The organism is Staphylococcus sp. HMSC62B09 (genome assembly GCF_001839115.1).
GTDB lineage: Bacteria > Bacillota > Bacilli > Staphylococcales > Staphylococcaceae > Staphylococcus > Staphylococcus haemolyticus.
In genome coordinates this window covers 1-21,764 of sequence record NZ_KV840120.1, presented here as the reverse complement: position 1 = coordinate 21,764, position 21,764 = coordinate 1, and the positions used below count along the sequence as shown (strand labels likewise).

The following is a 21,764-nucleotide window of genomic DNA, read 5'->3' as shown; positions in this document are numbered from 1 at the left end:
TTCAATTATAAATTTAAAGCGATAATTGTATGAAGTTCATCATCGGCAGACAACCCGATAAATTTCACCGTTTCTTGAGTTGTCTGATGACCTAAATATTTTTGTATGATTGCAATAGAAATACCCGATTGATAAGCATGATAAGCAAATGTTTTTCGCAAAGTGGTCAATCCAATATGACACAAACCTAACTCTTCAGCGGCATGATGAATGATTCGGTAAGCTTGTTGTCTAGATAACTCTTTATGTGTTCTTATCGATTGGAATAATAAATGATCATCCATAAGCTTATTATATTCAATAAATCTTCTAACCTCTTCACGTAAATCGTTTGGTAACAAGATTTTGATTGCAGGCGCACACGACTCAATCCAAGATGATTTTATTTCATCTTGATCAATCATTTTGACGTCTTTCACTTTTAGATTTAATAAATCTGTTAAACGTATACCCGTATGTATAGCTAATTTAAATAAAAGATAATCTCTATCAGATTTCTTTTTTAATACATCATACATCTTTTTTATATCATCTTTATTTCTGATCGGTTCAACTTGATTCATTTATCCACCTCATAAAAGTTTCTTATTTAATGATAAACCATATTTTAGTAACATTAAATGTTTTTGCTCAAATTTCTTTATATAAATGTGTCCCTTTTATGAATGGATTTCGATATATAGAGTGAAAGGAGGTGACAAACATATGAATGAAATTTCACAATTATCTGTTGTTTGCACGCATATCACTCACGACGCAAGTGGTAAAGCGAAAGAAACAAAACGTCGTTTTACTAACTTAAACACTAAAGCCACAGATTCAGAAATCAGATCATTCGTCAATATCATTGCACATCTGATTAATGAAACATTCGATAAAGTTGAGGTGGTTAAAACACAAGTTTTAGCCTAATTTAACTTAAAAATTAAGAAAGGAGGTATTCTACATGTCAAAGACTTTAGAACTTGCTTTTAAAACAAATTTAAATAAAACTGCTAAATTGCAATTCCCACAAGTTAACGTTGCTGTGTCTGAGGCTGATGCTAAAGCTGCTATGGATAATATTATTAAACTTAATATTCTACAACCTACAGTTGGCACACCTATTAAAGCCACTTATGCTAAATTAATAGACGTTACGAGTACTACTCTATTTGAAACTAAATAACACATTCTGATGTTTCAATGAGTGTGAGACAAAAAATGTTTCATGACTACTGCGTATATTCGTAATAGTTGACTAAGCTGACAAGACGCTTAAATCAAGCTTTTCTCACTTCTAGTCAACCTTGCGAAGCTAGGATGAAGAATTCGAAAAGAATTCTGTCCTAGCTTCTTTTTTTATAATTAATACTTCAATAATTTATATTCTGAGTCCACCATTAGTAAAATGCGTTGATATTCGTATTTTGAAATTGGAAACTAAAATGCGTATAATAATGATGTTTTAGTTATGAAAGAAAATATAGGGGGTCTATCGTGGCGTTTTTATTTATACTCGGTATTGTGGCTGGTATGATGGTCCCAATCCAAACCTCAATCAATTCTCGCCTAGGACGATATACAGAATCATCTTTTTATGCATCTACCATTTCATTTTTCGTAGGTACACTATTTTTATTTATTTTAAATATGATTTTTAATCCTAAATTATTTGATGCTTCATTTTATAGTGGACATACAATTGACTATCATTGGTGGGTTGGTGGTCTACTAGGTGTTTGTTTCTTAACAGGAAACTTATTATTACTGCCTCGTTTAGGCGCAGCGTTAACTGTTGTCATGACAGTAGCTGGTCAAATCATCATGGGGGTCTTCATAGATACTTTCGGACTACTTGGCGCAAGCAATCATTCATTCACTTTCCTAAAAGCAGTAGGCATCATAATCCTATTCTTCGGTATCTTATTAATGAACTATATACCTAAAAATAAACTCCAAGAAAAAACAAATCATATGTTTTATGTTTGGCTTATCATCGGCTTTATATTTGGGTTTGCGCCACCATTACAAACTACAATTAACAGTGGTCTAGCTCAGCAAATGCATAATTCGCTATTTGCCGCACTCGTATCTTTCACTGTTGGTACATTAGCATTATTCATTTTAACGTTAATATTTAACAGAAGTCTTAAAATTAAAATCACACACCCTGATATCGGTAAAATCAAGCCAATACATTTTATTGGTGGTGTTCTAGGCGTTGTATTTGTCACATCAAATATAATTCTGATGCCGTTTTTAGGTGCAGCACTGACAACTATCGTCGCAATGTTAGGTCAAATGTTAATGGGCGTTATCATTGATCATTTCGGTTTAGGCGTTCGCAAGAATCCAATAACACTTCGCAAGTTTAGTGGGCTAATTGCCATAGCTATAGGAATTATTTTGTTACGCCTCTTTTAGTTTTTACAACACTATATTAATATCTTTATTTAAAATGTCTTCTTTTCTTAGTAATTGAGAAGACATTTTTTTATTTATACGATATTACACATATTCGTTATATCTCCATTGTATAATAGTTGTATAAAAATTTTATAGAGGTGTTCTTATTGAAGACATTTTTTACCCCGTTAAGAATTTTAATTGCCACACTTATCCTCCTCGTCATATCCTTTATATGTTATATTTATGCAAAAATCCCAACAGAACCTGACACATCTAAAATAGAAACCATTACTGCAAAACCTCAATACTCTCTTTCATTCATTGGCGAACAACAACCTCAAGAAAGTTTCACTTTATATTTCAATCCATCTTTAGGAAATGTTTCTTCCTTACTTGTCAAAAATGATGAAATCATCCATTCTGATACACCTTTATTAGAGTATTATAATCCGCTCCTTGAAAAGCTTATTGTAGATAAAAAGAAATCCTTATCCTCACTTATCAACCATTCACCGAAACAATCAATTAGTCAACAGTTAACGCTAAACAGCCAAATATTAGAACTCCAAAGTCGACTGCAAACACGCATTAATTCCCCTATTCCTGGAAAAGTAACTATCCTAGAAGCACATCCTTCTAAATTAAATACAAAAATAATGCAAATTAATAGCGAAAAACATATTATTCGTGCTAGTATAACTGAATCTCAATTGGAACATATTAAAGCGAATCAAGATGTAAACGTTACAAGAAATCACTCCAAATAATTTACTGGTAAAATTCTTTCTATCATTCAAATCCCTTATAAAGTAGAAAAAGGTGAATCAATTTATCAAGTAGATATTTCGACTCAAGATCAATACCCTCTTGGACGCCACTTTGATATCGATGTTGGAACTTCTAAAATAGAACTACCTATAAGTTCAATTTATGAAAATTATTATGTTTTAATTACACAAAATAACAAAATTATTAAAAGAAGAATAGAATATACTAAAAGTCAAAAAAATGGGTATATTGTGGTATCCAATGGATTAAATATTGGAGATAAAGTGATTGTGCATCCTTCATCATCACTTCTACAAAAATAGCAGTGATTTTTTGCAATTGTATATTCATATTAAATTTTATTATATAGAGCGAAATAATAATTGTTCTTAATTAATTGATTTTTATAAATTGCTTTGAAATTCAAACAAAGAATATAATAATCAAAATATTGTTTTATTAAGTACTTCTTTGTTTACTTCTTAATTTTATTTAGTTATAATTAACTAAATAATATAGCATTAAATTAATTTAATAAAATTCTTTTAATCTAAATTATTTAAGTAATTTTAACTATTATAAGACGTTATATATAATTTAACGGGCAAAATAGAAAAAGTGCACAATTAGTTGGGGAGGTTTCAAAATGGCAATTTCAAAAATCAATGATTGTTTCGAATTATTAGCAATGATCACATACGCAGATAAATTAAAAAACATCATCAAAAAGGAATTTTCAATTAGCTTTGAAGAATTCGCAGTTTTAACATATATTAGTCAAAGTAAAGAAGAGGAATATTATTTAAAAGATATCATTAATCACTTAAACTACAAACAACCACAAGTAGTTAAAGCAGTGAAAAATTTATCTCAAGAAGATTATTTTGATAAAAAACGTAATGAACACGATGAAAGAACTGTATTAATTCTTGTAAATAGTACACAACGTAAAAAAATCGATTCATTATTAAATAAAGTAAATACTCGTATCGAAGAAGCTAACAAAGAAACTGAATTATAATTTCTTTGTGGCTTTTCTAATTCTATTCGTTTCGATATGAATTTATAACCCTGATATATTATTTTTAAATAACAAAGCCAATAAATGAAATCCGTAAATTTCACTTACTGGCTTTTTTGTATATCATATGACGTATTACAAATGTATTTTAAATTATAATATTTCCATCTAATATATTAATGTAAAAGCTTTATATTATGATTCATCAAATAGGCATCCACTTAAAAAAATAACTGATATCATTTAATGATTCATTTCTGTTACCTGTTCAACATTTTCTAAAAAACTTAAATATAAGACTAGAAACTTATATTCTTCTTCAACATAGGGTGCATGTCCAGATTCTTCAAATAAAACCTTCTCAACATTTTGATAACGCTCTTCTATTTTATAATGATTCTTATCATTTATAATTGGATCATAGCGTCCGTTTATAATTAATGTAGGAACTTTAACATAATGCGTGTACCCTTTATTCGCATAAGCCGTATCTAAAAGTGCTCTGCTTGCTATAGCACTATCCTCGGAATTTTGTTTACTGTATAAGCGTTGCCGTTGAATCCATTTCATTGCTGATTCTTGTTCTTTATAGATATACGGGAATAATAGAAGTAATGCTTCAGATTTATTAAACCCTGCAATTTCGTCTTGGTGCTCAATCATTAATTTCGTAAAACCATGAACGATATCCTCAGCTTTTGAAGAGATAATTGTTAAAGATAATACATGATTTTCATGTTTTTCGGTAAATTCTCTAGCAATAATCCCTCCCATATCATGACCTAATAGATGCGCTTTCTTTAAGTTTAATTTATTGATAAGTACATATAAATCTTTCACATGATCTTCTAAGTTATATGAATCAGGACGTGACGATTTACCATGTCCTCGAACATCATACGCAATCACTCTATAGTTTTGTTGGAGTTGTTTGTTTAATAAATCAAACGCTGCCGAATTACCATCTAAGCCATGAATTAAGATAACGGGGCTGCCATGTCCTTCATCTTGATAAGCTAATTTTGTTTGGTTTAACGTTTCGATTTTTTTCATATTGGCACCTCCCTTAATTGTTACTATACCCACTTCATTAAAAGTTACGCTATGAATGTTCTTAACTTTATTAAAATCATTATTATATAAATATTTGTTAAATTAAAAAAGCACTTGTAACAAGTGCTTTTTAACTCAGTCAATGACTGCCAATATAATAACGCCTGAGACATTGCTTATATCCTAGGCTCTACTCTCAAGTTAATTTACTTATCTATTTTGAACTAGGAATGTAAACTCAAATAATATTTATTTCAAGCTTATGTTAGTTAAGCATTACACCCTCGTCCTTGATGATAATTTAATTGTATAAAAAACGATCAATGCCACTATCATGATCCATATAATAAGAGAAATGATTTGTGCAATTTCAGGTTTTGTCACTACTGCATCGATCGTCTTTTGACAGAATAATAAACCAATTGCTGTATACTCTATTTTTTTAAAAAAGACACCAATTAAGCTTAGTATAATACCTATAAAAAAAACGACTTGATGACTATAAATAGTGATGGGAATGATTCCCCAATTTAGATTAAAAGCACGCATAATGATTAAAATTAGTGCGATTATCGCAATGATATACCCTAGTATCATTTCAAAACGATTGCTATATAGAAACTTCTTCTTATCAATACGAATATTAATAAAAATAGTTAATGGAAAAATGATTATACAATAGAACATAGAAATTGCTGTAGCCGCTTGAAATGGCACATATTGCTTATCATAAAGATATGATATTAAGATAAAATTCATAATAAAGAAAATAACAGGATTCGTTTGTAAACCGAATAAATTTCGTTGAATAATCAAAATGATTTGTGCTGGAGATTTGCCACGATAATCTAAATAATCTTCATCTTTTGATTCAGACCTTTTCAAATCATTGCGCAAATTTTCTTTTATATCATCGATTAAATTAGGTGCCATCCCTTTGTGGCTAAAGTAATCGTTAATATTTTCAAGTAACACTTTATCGTTGGTTCTCATGAGTTACTCCTTTGCTATAGTTTAATAACATCTATACGATTTGTTAATTGTTCAATTTAAAATTTTATCATACATTGACATTATTTTCTGTTTAATGACGAAAAATAAGAGCATGACGTTATTCAAAAGTTGGATTTAACGTCATGCTCCTAGTGATGAAATTATAAAATTTGTTATTTTTATTATTTAGCAAGATCAATACGATATAATTTTAAGTTTTTATCTTGAGGTGAATTTGAGCCAAATTGATAGCTTGTTTTACCTTTTTGAATATATCCAAAATTGCCACTTACTTTATTATATTGAACTCGTGCCACTGCATTTTGGCCTAAACTTTTCTTAACTTGATTATAAGTTGGGCCATTAGCTTCATTATAAGTCATAGAAACTCTAGTAACATAACCTTGGTTCTTTTTACCTACTGCAGTTACAACTAATAAACCTTTATTTGTGCGATACTCATAATAACCTTCATTGTTGTTTGGATTTTTAGAATAAATCGGTGTACCATATTTGTTTGAAACATTTTTGATTGATTCGCCAAGTGTAATATTTTCTAATGATTTTTCACCTTGAGTTAATTGTTGAACTGTTTGAATTGAATTACCGCTAGCTGCTTCAGCATGATTAACGCCTACTCCTGTCATTACTAGTCCAGAGACTAAAAATGCCGCTACTAATTTTTTCATAAGCACTCTCTCCTTTATCTCGTTTCTCGTCTTGTGCTTATTCATAGTATACCCCATTTATTACTAAAATAACATTATTATTACAAAAATATTACAAATTAGGTTGTTTTATGTAACAACTTAGGATGACGACTGAAGTTATCCTAACAACAATTAGTGTTCAGGCATATATTTCTTAATAAATGGTGTTACATCTTCAATAAACTTATCTTTCTCTTCCTCAAAAGGATATAAACTTGATTGAGCATACACATCAAATTGTGACTCTTTAACTAAATCGGCTACTTCTTTAGATTCAAGTGTTGTAATACGCTCACCATGTTCTCCCGCAATAATTAACGTCGGTTTCGTTACATGTTCAAATACGCTTGAAATCGCAGTTTCTTTGAACACATCTTCAATCGCTTGTGTCTCCTCTTTTGTAGAAATTGCATTCGTATCCTCAACATGTTTTAAAAACTTATTAACTTTTCTCGGCTTATGATAACGATGCTTTTCTAAAAACTTATTTTGTTTTTCATCATCCCAGTTTCTAATTTTATGTGAATATTTTCTGAATAAACGTTCTTCAGGTAATTCACCCTCAATAGATGTTGGTGTTACCATTATGAGGGATGACACATAATTAGGATAACGTTCTGCCAAATCCGCAATTATGGCTGCGCCCATTTCATGACCTATTAATGCTGATTCATCAATATACAAATAATCTAGTAATTGTATGATATCATCGGCAAATTCTTTGAAATCAATTTGTCTTGGTTTATCTGAATAGCCATGTCCTCTCAAATCTAGTAAAACTACTTGAAAAGATTTTGCCAATTCTTTTGCTAAATTTTGAAATATAGAAGCATTTTCATATGCTGTATGTACTAAGACAACAGGATATCCCTCACCCATCGTATTGTAATGTAAGGATAAACCACCTTTTCTAGTAAATAAATCCATCTTATGAATCTCCTCCTTGTTTTATATGAATCGGTAATATTGATAATAACTCTTCACTTGTAGCAATAATAAAGTCAACCTCTTCTTCTAAAGGTTCTAATTCAGCGTCATCATGTTTAAACCACACACTTACCATGCCCATTGCGCGAGCTGGTGCTACATCATTTAAAGCATCATCACCCACATACATTATCTCTTCAGGTTGAACATTTAATTGATTAATCATATCTTCAAATATTTTAGGATGAGGCTTACGGAATCCTACAGTTTCAGAAGTTGATAAATAATTGATTACATGCCCTAATCCTAATGAATGTAAACGAAATTGTTTAATTTTAGATTTACCATTTGCGATAACACCTAAAACATAATTATTTTGCGATAATTTCTCCAAAGTATATAGCGTGTCATAATAAGGGAATACGTAACGATAGAAATGCATTTCAAAATCATTAAACAAATCTTTCCATGTTAAACGATCAATATGGAACTGCTTAATAATTGCTTTATATAAATCAGGTTTATCATTATCTTCATCGTCATCTAATTCTATAAATTTTTGTTTAAAATCTGCTAATTGAACATGTACGAAGTAATCATGAAATCGTTCATATTGTTCCTCAATGAATTTATCTCGAGATTTTGTTCTATCTAATAATGTACCTTCTAAATCAAACACGATTGCTTTTATATGACTTAAGTCCATTGTCAATTCCCTCTTAACTCTATAATTATTCTCATTTTATCAAAAAGTCTTCCATAAAATAATAACGTAATATCCATGTGATACAGTTAAATGTATGTTTAAACATCTTTAGATTGCTTAAGCAAAATGTAAAATAATGTTGGAATACCTATTAAAGCCAAAATAATACTAGCTGGTATTTGCACAGGATGAATTAACACACTACCAATCCAATCTGCAACCAACATCATTGTAGCACCGATTAAAATATTTAATATCATTTGAATGCCTAACGTAAATCTCCAATAATAACGTCTTATCAGTTGAGGCACTATCATGCCGATGAAACCAATAATACCTGTATATGCTATCGCGACTGCTGTTATTATAGATGCTAGTGTTAGTATCAAAAACATGACTTGTTGGACGTTTAAACCTAATGACTGGCTCTTCAATTCACCTAATTGTAATAACTTAATCGCTGGCACCATACTAAGTAGAATCAATATAATAGGTATAGCTATTAGACCGATGTATATGATCTCTCGCGTTTCAGCCGCTGCAAATCCTCCGAAAAAGTAGTTAGCTATTTGGTTCATCTTATTAGGTTTAATTAAAACTAGAATATACAATAATGCATTAAAGAGTGCACCTATCATCAAACCAGTAATAATAAGAATTTTAAGTGGATAACCACGTGAGATTTTGGCAGCAATCATTAAGACAATCAACAATGCGATTAAACTAGCGCTAATTGAAAAGATGGGCACCCAAATAAAAGATAATCCTAGAAATATCGCCAATCCAGAACCGAATGTAGCACCACTTGCCAGTCCTAATGTAAAACTATCGGCTAGAGGATTATTTAAAACAGTCTGAAACATCTGACCTGCTAGTGTTAATATTGCTCCTGTTAATAAGGCCTCAATAATTCTTGGCAACCGAACTTTAAGCAATATCATTTGATTAAATGAATCCGTTAAGCTCCCTATGTCCCATAGTAAATAAAGTCCTATAGCACCGATTAAACATATGCACCAACTTAGAAATGTTAAATATATATTTCTTGTCATTTTATCAACTCATCAATAATCTATCTATTATTTCTTCTATTATAACTGATGATATAAAAGAATGGGACTGAGGGCAGTATTCTTTTAAATTCGTAGACTTAGCTTGCATTAGTTATAGCATTTCTATATAACATTCTTTTTGCTAGGTCCCGTAGTTGCGTAGTCGCAAAAATAATTAAAACTGAGAAAAGCTTGATTTAAAGCCCTTCTCAGTTCAGTCAGCTACAGGGGATTTGTAATGTAACTTTTCAATATAAATTGTACTAATCTCACTTTTACAATAACTATTTAATTCATATGAATTTATCTTTTATAAATAGCGTCTCTTAATTGTTTTAAACCTTCATCAATACGGGGGCCTGGACGTGAAATTTCATCACCGTTCACAGTTTCAATACGTCCATTTTTCACAGCTTTAATTTGACGGAAACCATCACGTTTTTTAATCACTTTATAGTAATCTGATTTAGATAGACCTTCTGTAGAAATGAGGATATCTGGATTCTTTTTAATGATACTTTCTTTATCCACTGGTTTCCAACCTTCTATATTTGAAAAGCTATTTTTAGCATCTAATTGGGCTAACATGTCATCAAAAAATGTATGTTTGCCTGCTGTATATATTTCAGGTTTAGAAGAGACTTCCATAAAAACAGATTGTGACATATGATGTCTTGGCACCGACTTTATTACCTTTTCAACATTGTGCTTCGTCTCATCAATAAGTTCGTTAGCTTCATGTTCACGTCCTGTTACTTTACCTATTTGTTTAAAAGTTTCATACGTTTGATCCAATGATTGTGCATCTTTCACATAAACCACTTTTACACCATTTTTTTCAAGACTATCTAACACTTTCTTTGAAGTTCCTTTTTGAGATTCATGTGCTAAAATTAAATCGGGTTTGACTTTTAATAAGGCTTCTTTATTTAAATTCATTGTATTAAATTGTTCTTTCCCCTTTTTAACATCTTTAGGGTAATCGTCCACTGTAGAAACACCTACAACATCTTTTCCGAGACCTAATTCATAAAGAATTTCCGTATTACTTGGCATAAGCGACACGATACGTTTGTATGAATGCTCTTTCGAGTTGGAATCAGATTGATTACTTTGTTTATCTTCTTGTTTATGTTGATCGTTTTGTCCACAAGCGACAAGAATCAACATGACTAAACTAAGTAATATCCATAATTTTTTATTTAACACGTTCACACATTCCTTTCTAGATTATGTATATGTATGCATATATCATAACAAATAATATTAAATATTAATTTAAGTTTTTCATATTTACTTGTGTAATTTTATACTATTATTTGTTTCATGGAAAATTTTAAATATTAAAAAGCATTGAATATCTCTAAATTTAGAAATACTCAATGCTTTTCTTAACATTACGTTGCCTTGGGATTAGTTCCATACTCATTTGTACCTTTTTCACTATCTGTAACACAATAAATCAATGCGAAAATAGATACAATTAATAATACGATCGAAATAACTAACACAACTACCGTTGCAATCATTAACGATACGTCAGAATAAAAATCACTCAAATACATATTAGATATTGTTTCTATTAATACAATTAATCCTCGTAACAGCATCGATATTAACATAATTAACGGAATTAACATTGTGCGCCCAACATCATGAAATCGACGTACTGACATAGTAAATGTACCTATTACAATGATGACATCAATCGTTTCATACACAATGTTAAAAAACGTATCTCCACCGCCAAACACCCATTTAAGTAAGTCTGCAAGTAAACTTAATAATACAAGTACGATGATATTAGCTAATGTTGCAAACCAATAATGTCGTCTACGAGTTCGACCTTGTACATTGAAATAATTTTTCCAGAATAGCTGATACGACTCAATCATTATAGCGTCTCCTTTGAATATGATTCACTATAATCATTACACAATAAAGGATTAAAGAAAATACTTTATTTAATATAAGCTCGAATCGCTCTTGCAACATACTCATTTAAATAATCATTACGATTTTTATTTATATTTTTAGCAAAACGTTCATCACTTTCATAAGTGAGTGCCATATATTCTAAGAATTGATTGTCCGCATTTGGTACTTGTCGTTGTAATATCTTTTTTAACGTTTCGATATTTTGATACGTAAATGCGTCATCCGCTGAATAGCCATCTTCCAATAGTTGATTCATCTCATTAAAAAATTGATTGAATTGTTCATTAGTATGATCATCATTATCTTGCTTCTCAGAATCACTAAATTGAGTTCTATTATCTTGATATGACCGATAGTAATCCGTGTCACCATATTTTAGCGCCGCTTCTTTATCATATTGTTCATTCACATCAAATTGATTAAATTTGTCCATATTAATCTCCTCATTTCTATGATTAATTAGATGATGATTGAGGTAATCAATGATTTGATTCAGGTGATTTCGTTGATGAATAATTTGAGCATAATTTTCTTCTAATATTACATTTTTATCATTAATACTTTGCTGAAAATAGTCTTGAATGTTCTCAAGCGATAAATTGAGTTGTCTAAGAAATAAAATTGTTTGTAATTTTGATATATCTTGAGAATGATAATAACGATACCCGTTATCATCAATATAACTAGGCACAAGTAAACCAATCTCATGATAATAACGTAAAGTTCTTGTACTAACCGACGTCACTTTGCTCACTTCATTAGGTGTAAAATAGTCATGATTTAGCATTATTTTATTCTCCACTTTACTTTATTTTTAATATCATTAATACCTCATTCATCTATTTAAGAGTGTGGACTATGACGTAACGTTAAAGTCAATCATTCTTAATTAAAATGATCTTCTAAAAATGTGTATTTTTGAGTCCCATTTCCATTAAAATAGTTTTTCCCAAAATTATCTAATAAGGCATGAAACTCGTTAGCATCTTGATTCGTAAAATGAGGAGGCAATGAAATTTGCTTTTTAAATTTATCATAACTTTCTGTATGGGCGTAACCTAACTTACTATACAAACGTCTCGTATAACTATCAGGAATAAACTCTATACCTTTAAAGATATAGACGAGTAAAACATCAGCTGTTTCGCTACCGACGCCACGAATTTTTAGTAATTCTCTTCTTAGATTATCTCCATAATGTTGAGCAATATTTTCATAATCAAAATTAAATTGATTTAACCACTGAAACAAAGCATGAATGGCTTTCCCTTTATTCCTATAAAACCCGCTGGAACGGATCGTTTCTTGTAGTTCAGTTAATGGCAACGATAAAATTTTTTGAGGATCAAAGTTTGTTTTTTCTTTTAACCGAAGTAAAGCCATGTCTGCATTTTTCCAATTCGTATTTTGGACTAATATAGCACCGAGCATCATTTCTTCCGGGCTCTCAGCGGGCCACCAATGTTGCGGTCCCATATGCTCTAATAAAGTTTCATAAAGTTCTTCTGTCGTAAGCGTTGGCATACTCTCACTCCAATCTTTACATAATAATACCCTCACAAATCGAAATTTATGAGGGTGTTATCAAAATTTATATAATTCTCTTGATTACATAGATTCAGGTGCAGAGACACCAACCAGTGCTAATGCATTGTGTAACGTAATTCTTACTGCATCTACTAAAGCTATATGAGCTTTCGTCTTTTCTGCATCATCTGTTAATACTTTTTCAGCATTATAGAATTTGTGGAATGCAGAAGCTAAATCTTGAATATAGTTTGTTAAACGATGTGGTGCGCGACTTTCTGCTGCACTTTCAATAGTTGGTTCAAATTCAGCAACCTTCTTCAATAAGTCGATTGCTTTTTCATTTGTAATCGTTGAAAAGTCAGCATCAGCAGTAACTTCAACACCTTGTTCTTTCGCTTGTTTTAAGATTGAGCAAATACGTGCATGCGCGTATTGAGCATAGTAAATTGGATTATCTTGTGACTTTTCTTTGGCAAGTTCCAAATCAAAGTCGAAATGAGAATCAGGACTACGCATTGTTAAGAAATAACGTGCAGCATCAATGCCTACTTCATCCATAATTTCACGTAAAGTAATCGCATTACCTGTACGTTTACTCATCTTCACTTCGACTCCATCTTGCATTAAACGAACCATTTGCATGATTTGAATTTCAAGACGATCACTATCCACACCAAATGTTTCAAGACTAGCTTTCAAACGATAAATATAACCATGATGATCGGCACCCATTAAATCGATTAGGATATCATTACCACGATTAATTTTATTGTAATGATATGCTGTATCTGGCGTAAAGTATGTGTAAGTACCATCTTTCTTAATTAATACTCGGTCTTTATCATCTTTAAAGTCAGATGTACGTAGCCATGTCGCACCATCCGCTTCATACGTATAACCTAGTTCATTCATTTTAGCTAATGTGTTATCAATGGCACCATTTTCATATAATGATGTTTCACTGAACCAGTTATCAAAGTGGACGTTGAAATCAGCTAAATCTTTTTTCAATTTATCCATTTCATAATCGACACCTAATTGTCTGAATGTTTTAAGACGTTCTTCATCAGAGTAGTCTTTCATTTCAGGGTGTTTATCAGCTAAATCTTTACCAATTTCGATGATATCTTTACCGTTATAACCATCAGCTGGCATTTCATGACTTGTATCACCAAGTGCCTCGAAGAAACGTGTTTCAATAGAACGTGCTAAGTTAGTAATTTGATTACCCGCGTCATTAATATAATATTCACGTGTTACATTATAACCTGCAGCAATTAAAATATTAGCTAATGAATCACCTACAGCAGCATTTCTAGCATGACCAATGTGCAAATCACCAGTTGGGTTAGCAGATACATATTCTAATAAAATATTCGTGTTCTTAGATTCTTCTGCACAACCGAATTTGTCACCTTTATTGATAGCTTCTGGGATAACTGCAGTTAAATACTGATTATCTAAGTAGAAATTAATAAAACCAGGGCCCGCGATATCTACTTGCTTCACGTTCGCTTTACTTGTGTCTAAGTTATCAACGATAGCTTGAGCAATTTCACGTGGATTACGTTTCGCAATTTTAGTTAATACCATTGCAATATTCGTTGAATAATCCCCGTTTTTAGTATCTTTTGGTATCTCTACTTTAATTTCGGGAATATCTTCAGCCAGATTAGCTTTTTCAATACTTGCTTTAATTTCTTCTATTAAAGTTGATTTTACTTTTTCAATAATATTCATTCGCTTATCTCCTTATAATTAATTTCATATTGATATGAGCCCATCTTTTCATCGTTCTGATGTAACTCGTATTGAATTTTTAATTTTCCACCATTTTCATTCACAAAATGCAGGATGCTACGTGTTTTAACAGTTAAAGGAATACGACCAGCTGGTATATCGTAAAGTGTAGTCGTATCATGACCTTCCACAAAGTGAAGATTCATATTAATATCGCCTTTGCGTATTAATTTAACACCGCGTTCCTCAATTTTAATTGTTACATTAACGACTGCATCTTCAATTTGTTCTTGGTATCGAATATAATCTGCGTTTTTCTTTTGCCATGAACCTTGAGCAGCAAATTCAAATTTTTGTTTTTCACCATTTTGTTTTAGAACTTGTTTCGTTTGAACGTCTATATTCTTATTCAACGTTTGCCTCACCTTAGCTTCGAAATAATACACCACATTATAGCATAAATTAGATAGTGCATGTAGGTGATACTTCTCAGTTTTAAAGCATTTAGGATATATATAAGTATCATCATCTATTTTGATAAATTTAGTAATAAAAAGAACCGTATATAGGTTAAATCTTGGAAAATATTACTATAAAATGACTTATTAGAAGTAAACTATCAGCGTGTATTTGGAGATGATATAATATACTAGTCGCCTATCTCTCAGGCGTCAATTTAGGCGAAGAGAGGAGGTGCTAATCTATGCTAGAAATCCTTGTTCACATCACGACCACAGTCATCAGTGGTTGTATTATTGCGATATTCACGCATTGGCTACGTAATCGCAATAATAAATAGGCGACCATAGCCACACCTAAAAATCCCCTCACTACGGCAATAGTGAGGGGATTGGTGCATCTATGCTAGTTTCCTTGTTAACTAAATTATAACACTGGTGAGTAGAGAAATGCAAAATGATTTCACACGATGACTCAACAAATTAGAAGAAACATATTAAACAACGGTAGAAATTGAGGTGTGCGATATATTCGATACTAGATAAACAACATATTTTAAAATTGTAGTTTCTTTTTTAGGTAATATCATTCTCACATATCAATATTATTAGAAACTATTAATGTAATAGAAAACAATATATGATCCTACATTGACATTAGCATTTAATTTGGCAAGACTATTTGGTACCACTGTGGATGAATTTTTTCGGTTCTGTTGCAAAGTTAAAATTATATACACATCTATACAAAACTATAAAAGCAAATATTGTTTTAACAGTAAAGCGTTTTGTTAGTATTAATTATTTTTCGCTTTTCAGTATAAATATTACATGATTTTTAACTTTGCAACAGAACCATCAATTTTATATCCTTTAAAAACTTCGAAGAATAATTTAATAAAAAACCATCGACAAAGTGTATATCTTTATCGATGGTTTAATCTATCAAATAAATATTTATAATTAATCTTAATTTATGCTTCTAATTGTTTAATAATCTCTCTATTGAAATCATCTAAGTCATCTGGTACACGACTTGTTACAATATTGTTATCTACTACAACTGATTCATCGACAACATGTGCTCCTGCATTAGATAAATCTTTACGTACGTTGATAACACCAGTTATTGTACGTCCATTTAAATCGTCAGTATCAACTAGTAAAAGTGGACCATGACAAATCGCAAATGTTGGTACATCATTTTGAGTAAAGTACTTAGTAAAGGTACCATAACGTCCTTCTTCATCACCACGTAAATGGTCAGGTGAAAATCCGCCAGGAATTAATAAAGCATCATAATTTTCTGGCTTGGCATCTGAAATGCTAATATCTGCAGTTACTTTTTCACCATGTTTACCAACAAGTTCTTGTTTTGCTGTATCTCCAATAATTTCAGTCTCAAATCCAGCATTTTCTAATGCTTCTTTTGGACTAGTTAATTCTATATCTTCAAATTCATCTGCTAAAATGATTGCTACTTTTTTAGTCATAATACACTATCTTCTTTTAATTGTAATGTTTTAAATCTTGATATTATATACACCAAGAACGAGAGGTTTAAACATAAATTGAAATGATTAAGCATTTCCGTCAATTATATCACGACATTTTTTAGCAGCAGCTTTTGGATCGTCAGCGTTTGCGATGCCACCACCAACAATAATTAAATCTGGTTGTTCAATCGCCACTGATTTAATTGTATCGGGTTTGATACCGCCTGCTACAGCTACTTTTGAATTTGAAATAACTGATTTAACAGTACGTAAACTTTCTAAAGGTGATACACCTTTAGCTTGTAAATCATAACCAGTATGTACTGCAATATAATCAGCACCCATTTTATCTAATTCAGCTGCACGTTGTTCTAAATTTTGAACCGCAATCATATCAACTAATAATTCTTTGCCATTGTTGTGCGCTTCTGCGATAGCACTTTTAATTGAAGCATCTTCAGAAACACCCAAAATTGTTACGATATCAGCACCGAATTTTATAGCTTGACTTACTTCATAACTAGCAGCATCCATAATTTTTAAATCTGCTAACACTTGTGTGTTAGTGACTGATTTACTCATATGTTCAACAGCAGATAGTCCTTCATTAATAACAATTGGTGTTCCAATTTCTACGATATCAATGAATTCCTCTACTTCTTGAGCTAATTTTGCTGCTTCTTTTTGGTCTAATAAATCGATTGCTAATTGTAATTTCATTAAAGTTTCTCCTCTCTATCTTTTTATAATGCTATTATGGTATTAGTTATTTAGAATAACAATACTGACATTTTTGTCACTATATGTAAATGGAGGATTCGTTTTGTTAATTGAATATAATAATAAAGCATTTTATACATCGAAAGATTTAGCCCTGTCTGTCATTGGTGGAAGATGGAAAATTGCCATTGTTTACCATCTTTTGCAGAATAATCGTTTAAGGTTAAGTGAATTACAAAATAAATTACCCGATATCAACCAGCGAATGTTAATAAGACAACTTAGAGAACTAGAACAAGACAAAATTCTCGAAAGGACGGTTTATCCAGTAGTCCCTCCTAAAGTAGATTATAGATTGACTGAAATAGGTTTAAAGCTTGATAAAGTAGTGTTTTCAATTTGTGATTGGGGTGATGATTTTCTAGATACAGTTAAAATTAATAATCATAGATAATGAGAGAACCTACATTTATCAGAAGTTTTCACCTAAAAAAGATATATTAAAGTTTTACAAATCTTTAATGCACCTTTTAGAGTGTTTTTAAATCTATTCTTTAATAGACTATAATATTCACTTTTTATTACTCCGTTTTTTCTTTAGATTAATGAATTTAGGGGATAATTTTGAACTGCGTTTCTTCTTTTGTCTTGATACTATAAAAAACAAAGTTATATAACATAAGACGACTTATCGAAAGTCTTATATCATCGTATATTCGAAGGTGATATAATATATGCTTCGCCTTAACTTCCGACGGTATTTTCGGCGGAAGGAGGTAAAATCATGAGTTTAATATTTGTTAGCATAATTGCACCCATAATATCAGGGTGTATAGTTGCGATTTTTACGTTTTGGCTAAACAATCGCAATAAATAATAAGGCGACAAAACCTCATCATCAAAAGAACCCCCAATCTACAGCCATAGATTGGGGGGGCGGTGATTCATGAGTCTAATATTTGTTAAATGTATTATAACACCATAGTGTGTAGGAATACAAAGATACAAAAATAATATTGATTAAGAAGGGATAATATGAAAGTACTTATAATTGAAGATAATATATTTATGGGGGAGCTAATACAAAAAATGTTAAAATTAAAAAAATACCAAGTGGATTGGCTTAAAGATGGTGTTGAAGTAATGGAATACTTATCAGCAAATAATTATGATATTTTATTAGTGGATTGGATGTTACCTAAGAGTAGCGGAATTGAGGTTATTAGAGAGATCCGAGATAAAAATATAAATATCCCTATTATTATGTTAACTGCTAAATCACAGACTGCTGATAAAGTATCAGGGTTAAACACAGGTGCGGATGATTATTTAACAAAACCATTTGAATTTGAAGAATTAGAGGCACGTATATTGGCAAATGTTAAACGTTTCTCTATGACACAAAACATGCAACAAAATACTAAAAAGATAGGAAATATAACCTATCATTATAATCAACATCAATTCACCATTAATCAAAGTACTGTTTATTTAACACGAAAAGAATATCAATTATTAGAATTATTGTTTTTGTATGAAGTGGCTCCCAGAGATTTAATTATTGAAAAAATATGGAATATCGATCAAGTAGTAACAAGTAATAACATAGATGCATTAGTTAGACTACTTAGAAATAAATTGAAAACAGTAGGTGCTTCTATAGAAATTAAAAATATGCGTAATATTGGATATAAATTGGAAGTGAGTGATTAATGAAAAATCATTTTTTGAAAAGATTTATTAAATATGTCACATTATTAATCTTATTACTGCTTGTATTATTTATTTCTATTATTTTGATATTTAATTTTAACATCAATAAAGAAATAAATGAAACAGCAGAAAACCAAACAACCAGTATTAAACATGCTATAGAACAACATGACAATGTGAATCAAGGGCACGACTATTTTATTGTAAAAAAGCATAAGGTTTTAAATAATCATACGCCTTTTTCTATAAAAGAACTTCAAAACAAATTTGTTGGTAAAGTAAAGAAAAATTATATTAATGGTGGTGATGGCATATTATTTAGCTCGGCAATCAGTAAAGGCTTATGAACAATTAATGAATGAACAACAACTGTTTGTACAAAATGCCTCTCATGAAATGAAAACGCCAATAGCTTCTTTTTTATTAAGTACACAATATTTGGAAATGATTGAAGGTCATCATATAAGTATGGAAAGTAAACAAACGTTACAACAAATGAAAATGGAAGCACAATATATGCAACAGCTCATTGAATCTATGTTACTTGATACTAATAAAAAAAATGAAGTAGTACTCATCAATGTGTCAAAGAGGTTTGATGAAGTAATTCGAACAATTGAAAGTGTCTATCAATCAACAATAGAAAAACGCTATTCCCCATATTTAATGTTTACTATGCATCCATTACATGTTAAGCAAATTATTAATATTTTATTAGAAAACGCTTATCGTCATAACACTAATAAGACTAAAGTAACTGTTAGTGCATTCAAAAATTTTAATAGTTTACAAATAGAAGTTTCAGATAATGGTATCGGTATTCCAGAAGAAGAACAACAAAAAATTTTTAAGCGCTTCTATCAAGTTAATCAAAATCAGAAAGGTTCAGGCATCGGATTAGCACTTTTATATAATATTGTTAAACAATACCATGGAACTATTGAAGTAAAGTCTATAATAGGTAAGGGTACAACATTTATTATAAAATTGTAAAAATTTCAGTTTCATCTTCTATATTTAAATCATTAAGAAAAAGAAATTAGAGGAGCTGAAAAAATATGCCTTTACATCCATTGTTTATTCACTTTCCAATTGCATTATTATCATTAGCAACTATTATCTCGATATTACATTTATTTTTGAAGAAAATTAATTTATCTATCACATTAACCACGCTACTTACTACAGGCATGGTATTCGGAATCATTAGTTACATGCTTGGAGACAGTGGAGAGGCATTTGCCATCCAACATTATGGGGTGAAACATGTTGAGAAGTTAGTACATTTACATGAAACATTCGCCCTAGCCTCACTTATAGCATACGGGCTTGCTACATTAACTCAATTAGGTAATATGTGGTTTGTAAAATATAAAAAGATATGTACAGTCGCTACAATTATTTTAACAATTATTGGACTAATATTACTTGTGATTGCAGGTCATTTAGGTGCGAGTATCACTTATGGAAAATAAAGGAGAATAATATATGAAACAAACTTATTTTCATCATGTAGAACACAGTAAAGTACAAAAGCAATCTAAAGTAACTTTATGGGCAACGCTATTAATTACTTTATTTTTTACAATTATAGAATTTACAGGAGGAATACTATCTAACTCTTTAGCTTTGTTGTCAGACTCCTTCCACATGTTAAGCGATGTACTTGCTCTCGGATTATCGATGTTGGCTATTTATTTCGCAAGTCGTAAACCAACAGCACGTTTTACTTATGGTTATTTACGTTTTGAAATACTAGCAGCATTCTTAAATGGTTTAGCACTATCAGTAATTTCTATTGGTATTTTTTACGAGGCAATCATACGTATGGTTTATCCTAAACAAGTTGAAAGTGGATTAATGTTCTTCATAGCAACAATTGGTTTAATAGTAAATATTGTGTTAACGATTATATTAATGCGTTCTTTAAAGAATGAACAAAATATCAATGTACAAAGTGCATTATGGCATTTTATTGGAGATTTATTAAATTCAGTAGGCGTGATTTTAGCAGTTTTATTAATACATTTCACAGGCATACAATTATTCGACCCCATTTTAAGTATAATCATTTCAATCATTATTTTTAGGGGTGGTTATAAAATTATGCGCAATGCTTGGATGGTATTGATGGAAGCTGTGCCACAAGAATTAGATACAGACAATGTCATAGAAGCAATAAAATCTGTTCCTGACGTTATAGATGTACATGAATTTCATTTATGGGGAATTACAACAGATCAATATTCTTTAAGTGCCCATGTTGTTTTAGATAGTAAAAGAAGTATAGATGCTTTTGTGGTTATAAATGAAATAGAAGATTTATTAAAAGAGAAATATGAAATATCACATACCACAATACAAATAGAACATTTAGATATCAATCATCTTAATGAGCCATATTTTGAAAAGGTTAAAGAAAATATAAAAAATTAGGTTCTGTTGCAAAGTTAGAAAAATATAGCTAATTACCGTTTTATCATGTCGTTGTTCCCTTAACTGGCTAACATATGCCTAATTTCGTGGCATGGCGAAAATCCGTAGATCT

At 30.7% G+C, this 21,764-nt stretch carries 28 protein-coding genes and 1 pseudogene; 14 read left to right on the top strand and 15 right to left on the bottom strand.

Annotated elements, in window-relative coordinates; genetic code table 11:
- Nucleotides 1-5 precede the first annotated feature (5 nt).
- The gene (locus HMPREF3265_RS03325) at nucleotides 6-563 is read right to left on the bottom strand and encodes a tyrosine-type recombinase/integrase (protein ID WP_011276535.1); all 558 of its coding nucleotides are present in this window, start codon (nucleotides 561-563) and stop codon (nucleotides 6-8) included.
- 142 nt (nucleotides 564-705) lie between these two features.
- On the opposite strand from HMPREF3265_RS03325, the gene HMPREF3265_RS03320 reads away from it, so the two are divergent.
- The 5 genes from HMPREF3265_RS03320 to sarA all read left to right on the top strand — a co-directional run bounded on the left by HMPREF3265_RS03320 (nucleotide 706) and on the right by sarA (nucleotide 4,180).
- Nucleotides 706-912 carry a sigS mRNA-stabilizing protein SroA gene (locus HMPREF3265_RS03320; RefSeq protein WP_011276536.1) on the top strand — a complete coding sequence of 69 codons (207 nt, stop codon included), beginning with the start codon at nucleotides 706-708 and terminating at the stop codon, nucleotides 910-912.
- A 34-nt stretch (nucleotides 913-946) separates the two neighbouring features.
- Nucleotides 947-1,168 carry a DUF2922 domain-containing protein gene (locus HMPREF3265_RS03315; RefSeq protein WP_016930894.1) on the top strand — a complete coding sequence of 74 codons (222 nt, stop codon included), beginning with the start codon at nucleotides 947-949 and terminating at the stop codon, nucleotides 1,166-1,168.
- Nucleotides 1,169-1,479: 311 nt separating this feature from the next.
- Nucleotides 1,480-2,406, top strand: a complete 927-nt coding sequence (locus HMPREF3265_RS03310) for a DMT family transporter (RefSeq protein WP_016930893.1) — start codon at nucleotides 1,480-1,482, stop codon at nucleotides 2,404-2,406.
- A 149-nt stretch (nucleotides 2,407-2,555) separates the two neighbouring features.
- Entirely contained in the window at nucleotides 2,556-3,158 is a 603-nt protein-coding gene (locus HMPREF3265_RS03305) for an efflux RND transporter periplasmic adaptor subunit (protein ID WP_256323916.1), read from the top strand.
- 647 nt (nucleotides 3,159-3,805) lie between these two features.
- Nucleotides 3,806-4,180 carry a global transcriptional regulator SarA gene (gene sarA, locus HMPREF3265_RS03300; protein ID WP_053017170.1) on the top strand — a complete coding sequence of 125 codons (375 nt, stop codon included), beginning with the start codon at nucleotides 3,806-3,808 and terminating at the stop codon, nucleotides 4,178-4,180.
- A gap of 243 nt (nucleotides 4,181-4,423) precedes the next feature.
- Here sarA and HMPREF3265_RS03295 read toward each other — a convergent pair whose 3' ends face one another.
- The 12 genes from HMPREF3265_RS03295 to HMPREF3265_RS03240 form a co-directional block, all read right to left on the bottom strand.
- Nucleotides 4,424-5,233: an alpha/beta fold hydrolase gene (locus tag HMPREF3265_RS03295; RefSeq protein ID WP_070861013.1), complete on the bottom strand. Its 810-nt coding sequence runs from the start codon at nucleotides 5,231-5,233 to the stop codon at nucleotides 4,424-4,426.
- A 276-nt stretch (nucleotides 5,234-5,509) separates the two neighbouring features.
- Nucleotides 5,510-6,226 (bottom strand): hypothetical protein, encoded by a 717-nt coding sequence (locus tag HMPREF3265_RS03290; protein ID WP_070861012.1) that lies wholly within the window; start codon nucleotides 6,224-6,226, stop codon nucleotides 5,510-5,512.
- A 182-nt stretch (nucleotides 6,227-6,408) separates the two neighbouring features.
- Nucleotides 6,409-6,915: an SA0570 family protein gene (locus tag HMPREF3265_RS03285; RefSeq protein ID WP_070861011.1), complete on the bottom strand. Its 507-nt coding sequence runs from the start codon at nucleotides 6,913-6,915 to the stop codon at nucleotides 6,409-6,411.
- Nucleotides 6,916-7,068: 153 nt separating this feature from the next.
- On the bottom strand, nucleotides 7,069-7,863 hold the full coding sequence (locus tag HMPREF3265_RS03280) for an alpha/beta fold hydrolase (RefSeq protein WP_011276544.1): 795 nt from the start codon (nucleotides 7,861-7,863) through the stop codon (nucleotides 7,069-7,071).
- A gap of 1 nt (nucleotide 7,864) precedes the next feature.
- The gene (locus HMPREF3265_RS03275; protein ID WP_070861010.1) at nucleotides 7,865-8,569 is read right to left on the bottom strand and encodes an HAD family hydrolase; all 705 of its coding nucleotides are present in this window, start codon (nucleotides 8,567-8,569) and stop codon (nucleotides 7,865-7,867) included.
- A 98-nt stretch (nucleotides 8,570-8,667) separates the two neighbouring features.
- Nucleotides 8,668-9,621, bottom strand: coding sequence for a FecCD family ABC transporter permease (locus tag HMPREF3265_RS03270; protein ID WP_070861009.1), 954 nt, complete (start codon nucleotides 9,619-9,621; stop codon nucleotides 8,668-8,670).
- A gap of 303 nt (nucleotides 9,622-9,924) precedes the next feature.
- Complete coding sequence (locus HMPREF3265_RS03265) at nucleotides 9,925-10,791, bottom strand: ABC transporter substrate-binding protein (RefSeq protein ID WP_070861023.1); 867 nt, start codon at nucleotides 10,789-10,791, stop codon at nucleotides 9,925-9,927.
- Nucleotides 10,792-11,018: 227 nt separating this feature from the next.
- Complete coding sequence (locus HMPREF3265_RS03260) at nucleotides 11,019-11,516, bottom strand: DUF805 domain-containing protein (protein ID WP_070861008.1); 498 nt, start codon at nucleotides 11,514-11,516, stop codon at nucleotides 11,019-11,021.
- A 65-nt stretch (nucleotides 11,517-11,581) separates the two neighbouring features.
- The gene (locus HMPREF3265_RS03255; RefSeq protein WP_070861007.1) at nucleotides 11,582-12,346 is read right to left on the bottom strand and encodes a MerR family transcriptional regulator; all 765 of its coding nucleotides are present in this window, start codon (nucleotides 12,344-12,346) and stop codon (nucleotides 11,582-11,584) included.
- Between the two features lie 98 nt (nucleotides 12,347-12,444).
- The gene (locus tag HMPREF3265_RS03250; RefSeq protein WP_070861006.1) at nucleotides 12,445-13,083 is read right to left on the bottom strand and encodes an endonuclease III domain-containing protein; all 639 of its coding nucleotides are present in this window, start codon (nucleotides 13,081-13,083) and stop codon (nucleotides 12,445-12,447) included.
- Between the two features lie 84 nt (nucleotides 13,084-13,167).
- Nucleotides 13,168-14,829, bottom strand: a complete 1,662-nt coding sequence (gene argS / locus HMPREF3265_RS03245) for an arginine--tRNA ligase (RefSeq protein ID WP_070861005.1) — start codon at nucleotides 14,827-14,829, stop codon at nucleotides 13,168-13,170.
- Entirely contained in the window at nucleotides 14,826-15,242 is a 417-nt protein-coding gene (locus HMPREF3265_RS03240) for a YwiB family protein (protein ID WP_011276552.1), read from the bottom strand. Before HMPREF3265_RS03240 ends, argS begins: the two co-directional genes overlap by 4 nt.
- A gap of 290 nt (nucleotides 15,243-15,532) precedes the next feature.
- Between HMPREF3265_RS03240 and HMPREF3265_RS12380 the strand changes: the two genes are divergently transcribed.
- Complete coding sequence (locus HMPREF3265_RS12380) at nucleotides 15,533-15,628, top strand: type I toxin-antitoxin system Fst family toxin (protein ID WP_011276553.1); 96 nt, start codon at nucleotides 15,533-15,535, stop codon at nucleotides 15,626-15,628.
- Nucleotides 15,629-15,898: 270 nt separating this feature from the next.
- Nucleotides 15,899-15,995 (top strand): annotated as a pseudogene (locus HMPREF3265_RS12835) (helix-turn-helix transcriptional regulator); the annotation flags it as partial.
- A gap of 266 nt (nucleotides 15,996-16,261) precedes the next feature.
- Here HMPREF3265_RS12835 and HMPREF3265_RS03235 read toward each other — a convergent pair.
- Together HMPREF3265_RS03235 and hxlA are read right to left on the bottom strand one after the other, a co-directional pair.
- Nucleotides 16,262-16,780 (bottom strand): type 1 glutamine amidotransferase domain-containing protein, encoded by a 519-nt coding sequence (locus tag HMPREF3265_RS03235; RefSeq protein ID WP_070861004.1) that lies wholly within the window; start codon nucleotides 16,778-16,780, stop codon nucleotides 16,262-16,264.
- 87 nt (nucleotides 16,781-16,867) lie between these two features.
- Nucleotides 16,868-17,503, bottom strand: a complete 636-nt coding sequence (gene hxlA / locus HMPREF3265_RS03230; RefSeq protein ID WP_070861003.1) for a 3-hexulose-6-phosphate synthase — start codon at nucleotides 17,501-17,503, stop codon at nucleotides 16,868-16,870.
- 103 nt (nucleotides 17,504-17,606) lie between these two features.
- Between hxlA and HMPREF3265_RS03225 the strand changes: the two genes are divergently transcribed.
- From HMPREF3265_RS03225 to HMPREF3265_RS03205, 7 genes are all read left to right on the top strand, one after another.
- Complete coding sequence (locus tag HMPREF3265_RS03225; protein ID WP_070861002.1) at nucleotides 17,607-17,957, top strand: winged helix-turn-helix transcriptional regulator; 351 nt, start codon at nucleotides 17,607-17,609, stop codon at nucleotides 17,955-17,957.
- 330 nt (nucleotides 17,958-18,287) lie between these two features.
- Nucleotides 18,288-18,380, top strand: a complete 93-nt coding sequence (locus HMPREF3265_RS12370) for a type I toxin-antitoxin system Fst family toxin (protein WP_016931270.1) — start codon at nucleotides 18,288-18,290, stop codon at nucleotides 18,378-18,380.
- A 158-nt stretch (nucleotides 18,381-18,538) separates the two neighbouring features.
- Nucleotides 18,539-19,216 (top strand): response regulator transcription factor, encoded by a 678-nt coding sequence (locus HMPREF3265_RS03220; RefSeq protein ID WP_070861001.1) that lies wholly within the window; start codon nucleotides 18,539-18,541, stop codon nucleotides 19,214-19,216.
- Entirely contained in the window at nucleotides 19,216-19,563 is a 348-nt protein-coding gene (locus HMPREF3265_RS12830; RefSeq protein ID WP_256323915.1) for a hypothetical protein, read from the top strand. The genes HMPREF3265_RS03220 and HMPREF3265_RS12830 overlap by 1 nt, the downstream gene beginning before the upstream one ends.
- Nucleotides 19,523-20,209, top strand: coding sequence for a sensor histidine kinase (locus HMPREF3265_RS03215; protein WP_256323914.1), 687 nt, complete (start codon nucleotides 19,523-19,525; stop codon nucleotides 20,207-20,209). The genes HMPREF3265_RS12830 and HMPREF3265_RS03215 overlap by 41 nt, the downstream gene beginning before the upstream one ends.
- Nucleotides 20,210-20,274: 65 nt before the next feature.
- Nucleotides 20,275-20,691: a DUF2231 domain-containing protein gene (locus tag HMPREF3265_RS03210; protein ID WP_070861000.1), complete on the top strand. Its 417-nt coding sequence runs from the start codon at nucleotides 20,275-20,277 to the stop codon at nucleotides 20,689-20,691.
- 13 nt (nucleotides 20,692-20,704) lie between these two features.
- Entirely contained in the window at nucleotides 20,705-21,652 is a 948-nt protein-coding gene (locus HMPREF3265_RS03205; RefSeq protein ID WP_017636327.1) for a cation diffusion facilitator family transporter, read from the top strand.
- The last annotated feature ends 112 nt before the right edge of the window (nucleotides 21,653-21,764 follow it).

What these genes read in the sequence shown, in the direction of transcription:
- HMPREF3265_RS03325 (WP_011276535.1), bottom strand. Translation starts at nt 563, where the DNA reads ATGAATCAAGTTGAACCGATCAGAAATAAAGATGATATAAAAAAGATG.
- HMPREF3265_RS03320 (WP_011276536.1), top strand. Translation starts at nt 706, where the DNA reads ATGAATGAAATTTCACAATTATCTGTTGTTTGCACGCATATCACTCAC.
- HMPREF3265_RS03315 (WP_016930894.1), top strand. Translation starts at nt 947, where the DNA reads ATGTCAAAGACTTTAGAACTTGCTTTTAAAACAAATTTAAATAAAACT.
- sarA (WP_053017170.1), top strand. Translation starts at nt 3,806, where the DNA reads ATGGCAATTTCAAAAATCAATGATTGTTTCGAATTATTAGCAATGATC.
- HMPREF3265_RS03295 (WP_070861013.1), bottom strand. Translation starts at nt 5,233, where the DNA reads ATGAAAAAAATCGAAACGTTAAACCAAACAAAATTAGCTTATCAAGAT.
- HMPREF3265_RS03290 (WP_070861012.1), bottom strand. Translation starts at nt 6,226, where the DNA reads ATGAGAACCAACGATAAAGTGTTACTTGAAAATATTAACGATTACTTT.
- HMPREF3265_RS03285 (WP_070861011.1), bottom strand. Translation starts at nt 6,915, where the DNA reads ATGAAAAAATTAGTAGCGGCATTTTTAGTCTCTGGACTAGTAATGACA.
- HMPREF3265_RS03280 (WP_011276544.1), bottom strand. Translation starts at nt 7,863, where the DNA reads ATGGATTTATTTACTAGAAAAGGTGGTTTATCCTTACATTACAATACG.
- HMPREF3265_RS03275 (WP_070861010.1), bottom strand. Translation starts at nt 8,569, where the DNA reads ATGGACTTAAGTCATATAAAAGCAATCGTGTTTGATTTAGAAGGTACA.
- HMPREF3265_RS03270 (WP_070861009.1), bottom strand. Translation starts at nt 9,621, where the DNA reads ATGACAAGAAATATATATTTAACATTTCTAAGTTGGTGCATATGTTTA.
- HMPREF3265_RS03265 (WP_070861023.1), bottom strand. Translation starts at nt 10,791, where the DNA reads ATGTTGATTCTTGTCGCTTGTGGACAAAACGATCAACATAAACAAGAA.
- HMPREF3265_RS03260 (WP_070861008.1), bottom strand. Translation starts at nt 11,516, where the DNA reads ATGATTGAGTCGTATCAGCTATTCTGGAAAAATTATTTCAATGTACAA.
- HMPREF3265_RS03255 (WP_070861007.1), bottom strand. Translation starts at nt 12,346, where the DNA reads ATGCTAAATCATGACTATTTTACACCTAATGAAGTGAGCAAAGTGACG.
- HMPREF3265_RS03250 (WP_070861006.1), bottom strand. Translation starts at nt 13,083, where the DNA reads ATGCCAACGCTTACGACAGAAGAACTTTATGAAACTTTATTAGAGCAT.
- argS (WP_070861005.1), bottom strand. Translation starts at nt 14,829, where the DNA reads ATGAATATTATTGAAAAAGTAAAATCAACTTTAATAGAAGAAATTAAA.
- HMPREF3265_RS12380 (WP_011276553.1), top strand. Translation starts at nt 15,533, where the DNA reads ATGCTAGAAATCCTTGTTCACATCACGACCACAGTCATCAGTGGTTGT.
- HMPREF3265_RS03235 (WP_070861004.1), bottom strand. Translation starts at nt 16,780, where the DNA reads ATGACTAAAAAAGTAGCAATCATTTTAGCAGATGAATTTGAAGATATA.
- hxlA (WP_070861003.1), bottom strand. Translation starts at nt 17,503, where the DNA reads ATGAAATTACAATTAGCAATCGATTTATTAGACCAAAAAGAAGCAGCA.
- HMPREF3265_RS12370 (WP_016931270.1), top strand. Translation starts at nt 18,288, where the DNA reads ATGAGTTTAATATTTGTTAGCATAATTGCACCCATAATATCAGGGTGT.
- HMPREF3265_RS03220 (WP_070861001.1), top strand. Translation starts at nt 18,539, where the DNA reads ATGAAAGTACTTATAATTGAAGATAATATATTTATGGGGGAGCTAATA.
- HMPREF3265_RS12830 (WP_256323915.1), top strand. Translation starts at nt 19,216, where the DNA reads ATGAAAAATCATTTTTTGAAAAGATTTATTAAATATGTCACATTATTA.
- HMPREF3265_RS03215 (WP_256323914.1), top strand. Translation starts at nt 19,523, where the DNA reads ATGGCATATTATTTAGCTCGGCAATCAGTAAAGGCTTATGAACAATTA.
- HMPREF3265_RS03210 (WP_070861000.1), top strand. Translation starts at nt 20,275, where the DNA reads ATGCCTTTACATCCATTGTTTATTCACTTTCCAATTGCATTATTATCA.
- HMPREF3265_RS03205 (WP_017636327.1), top strand. Translation starts at nt 20,705, where the DNA reads ATGAAACAAACTTATTTTCATCATGTAGAACACAGTAAAGTACAAAAG.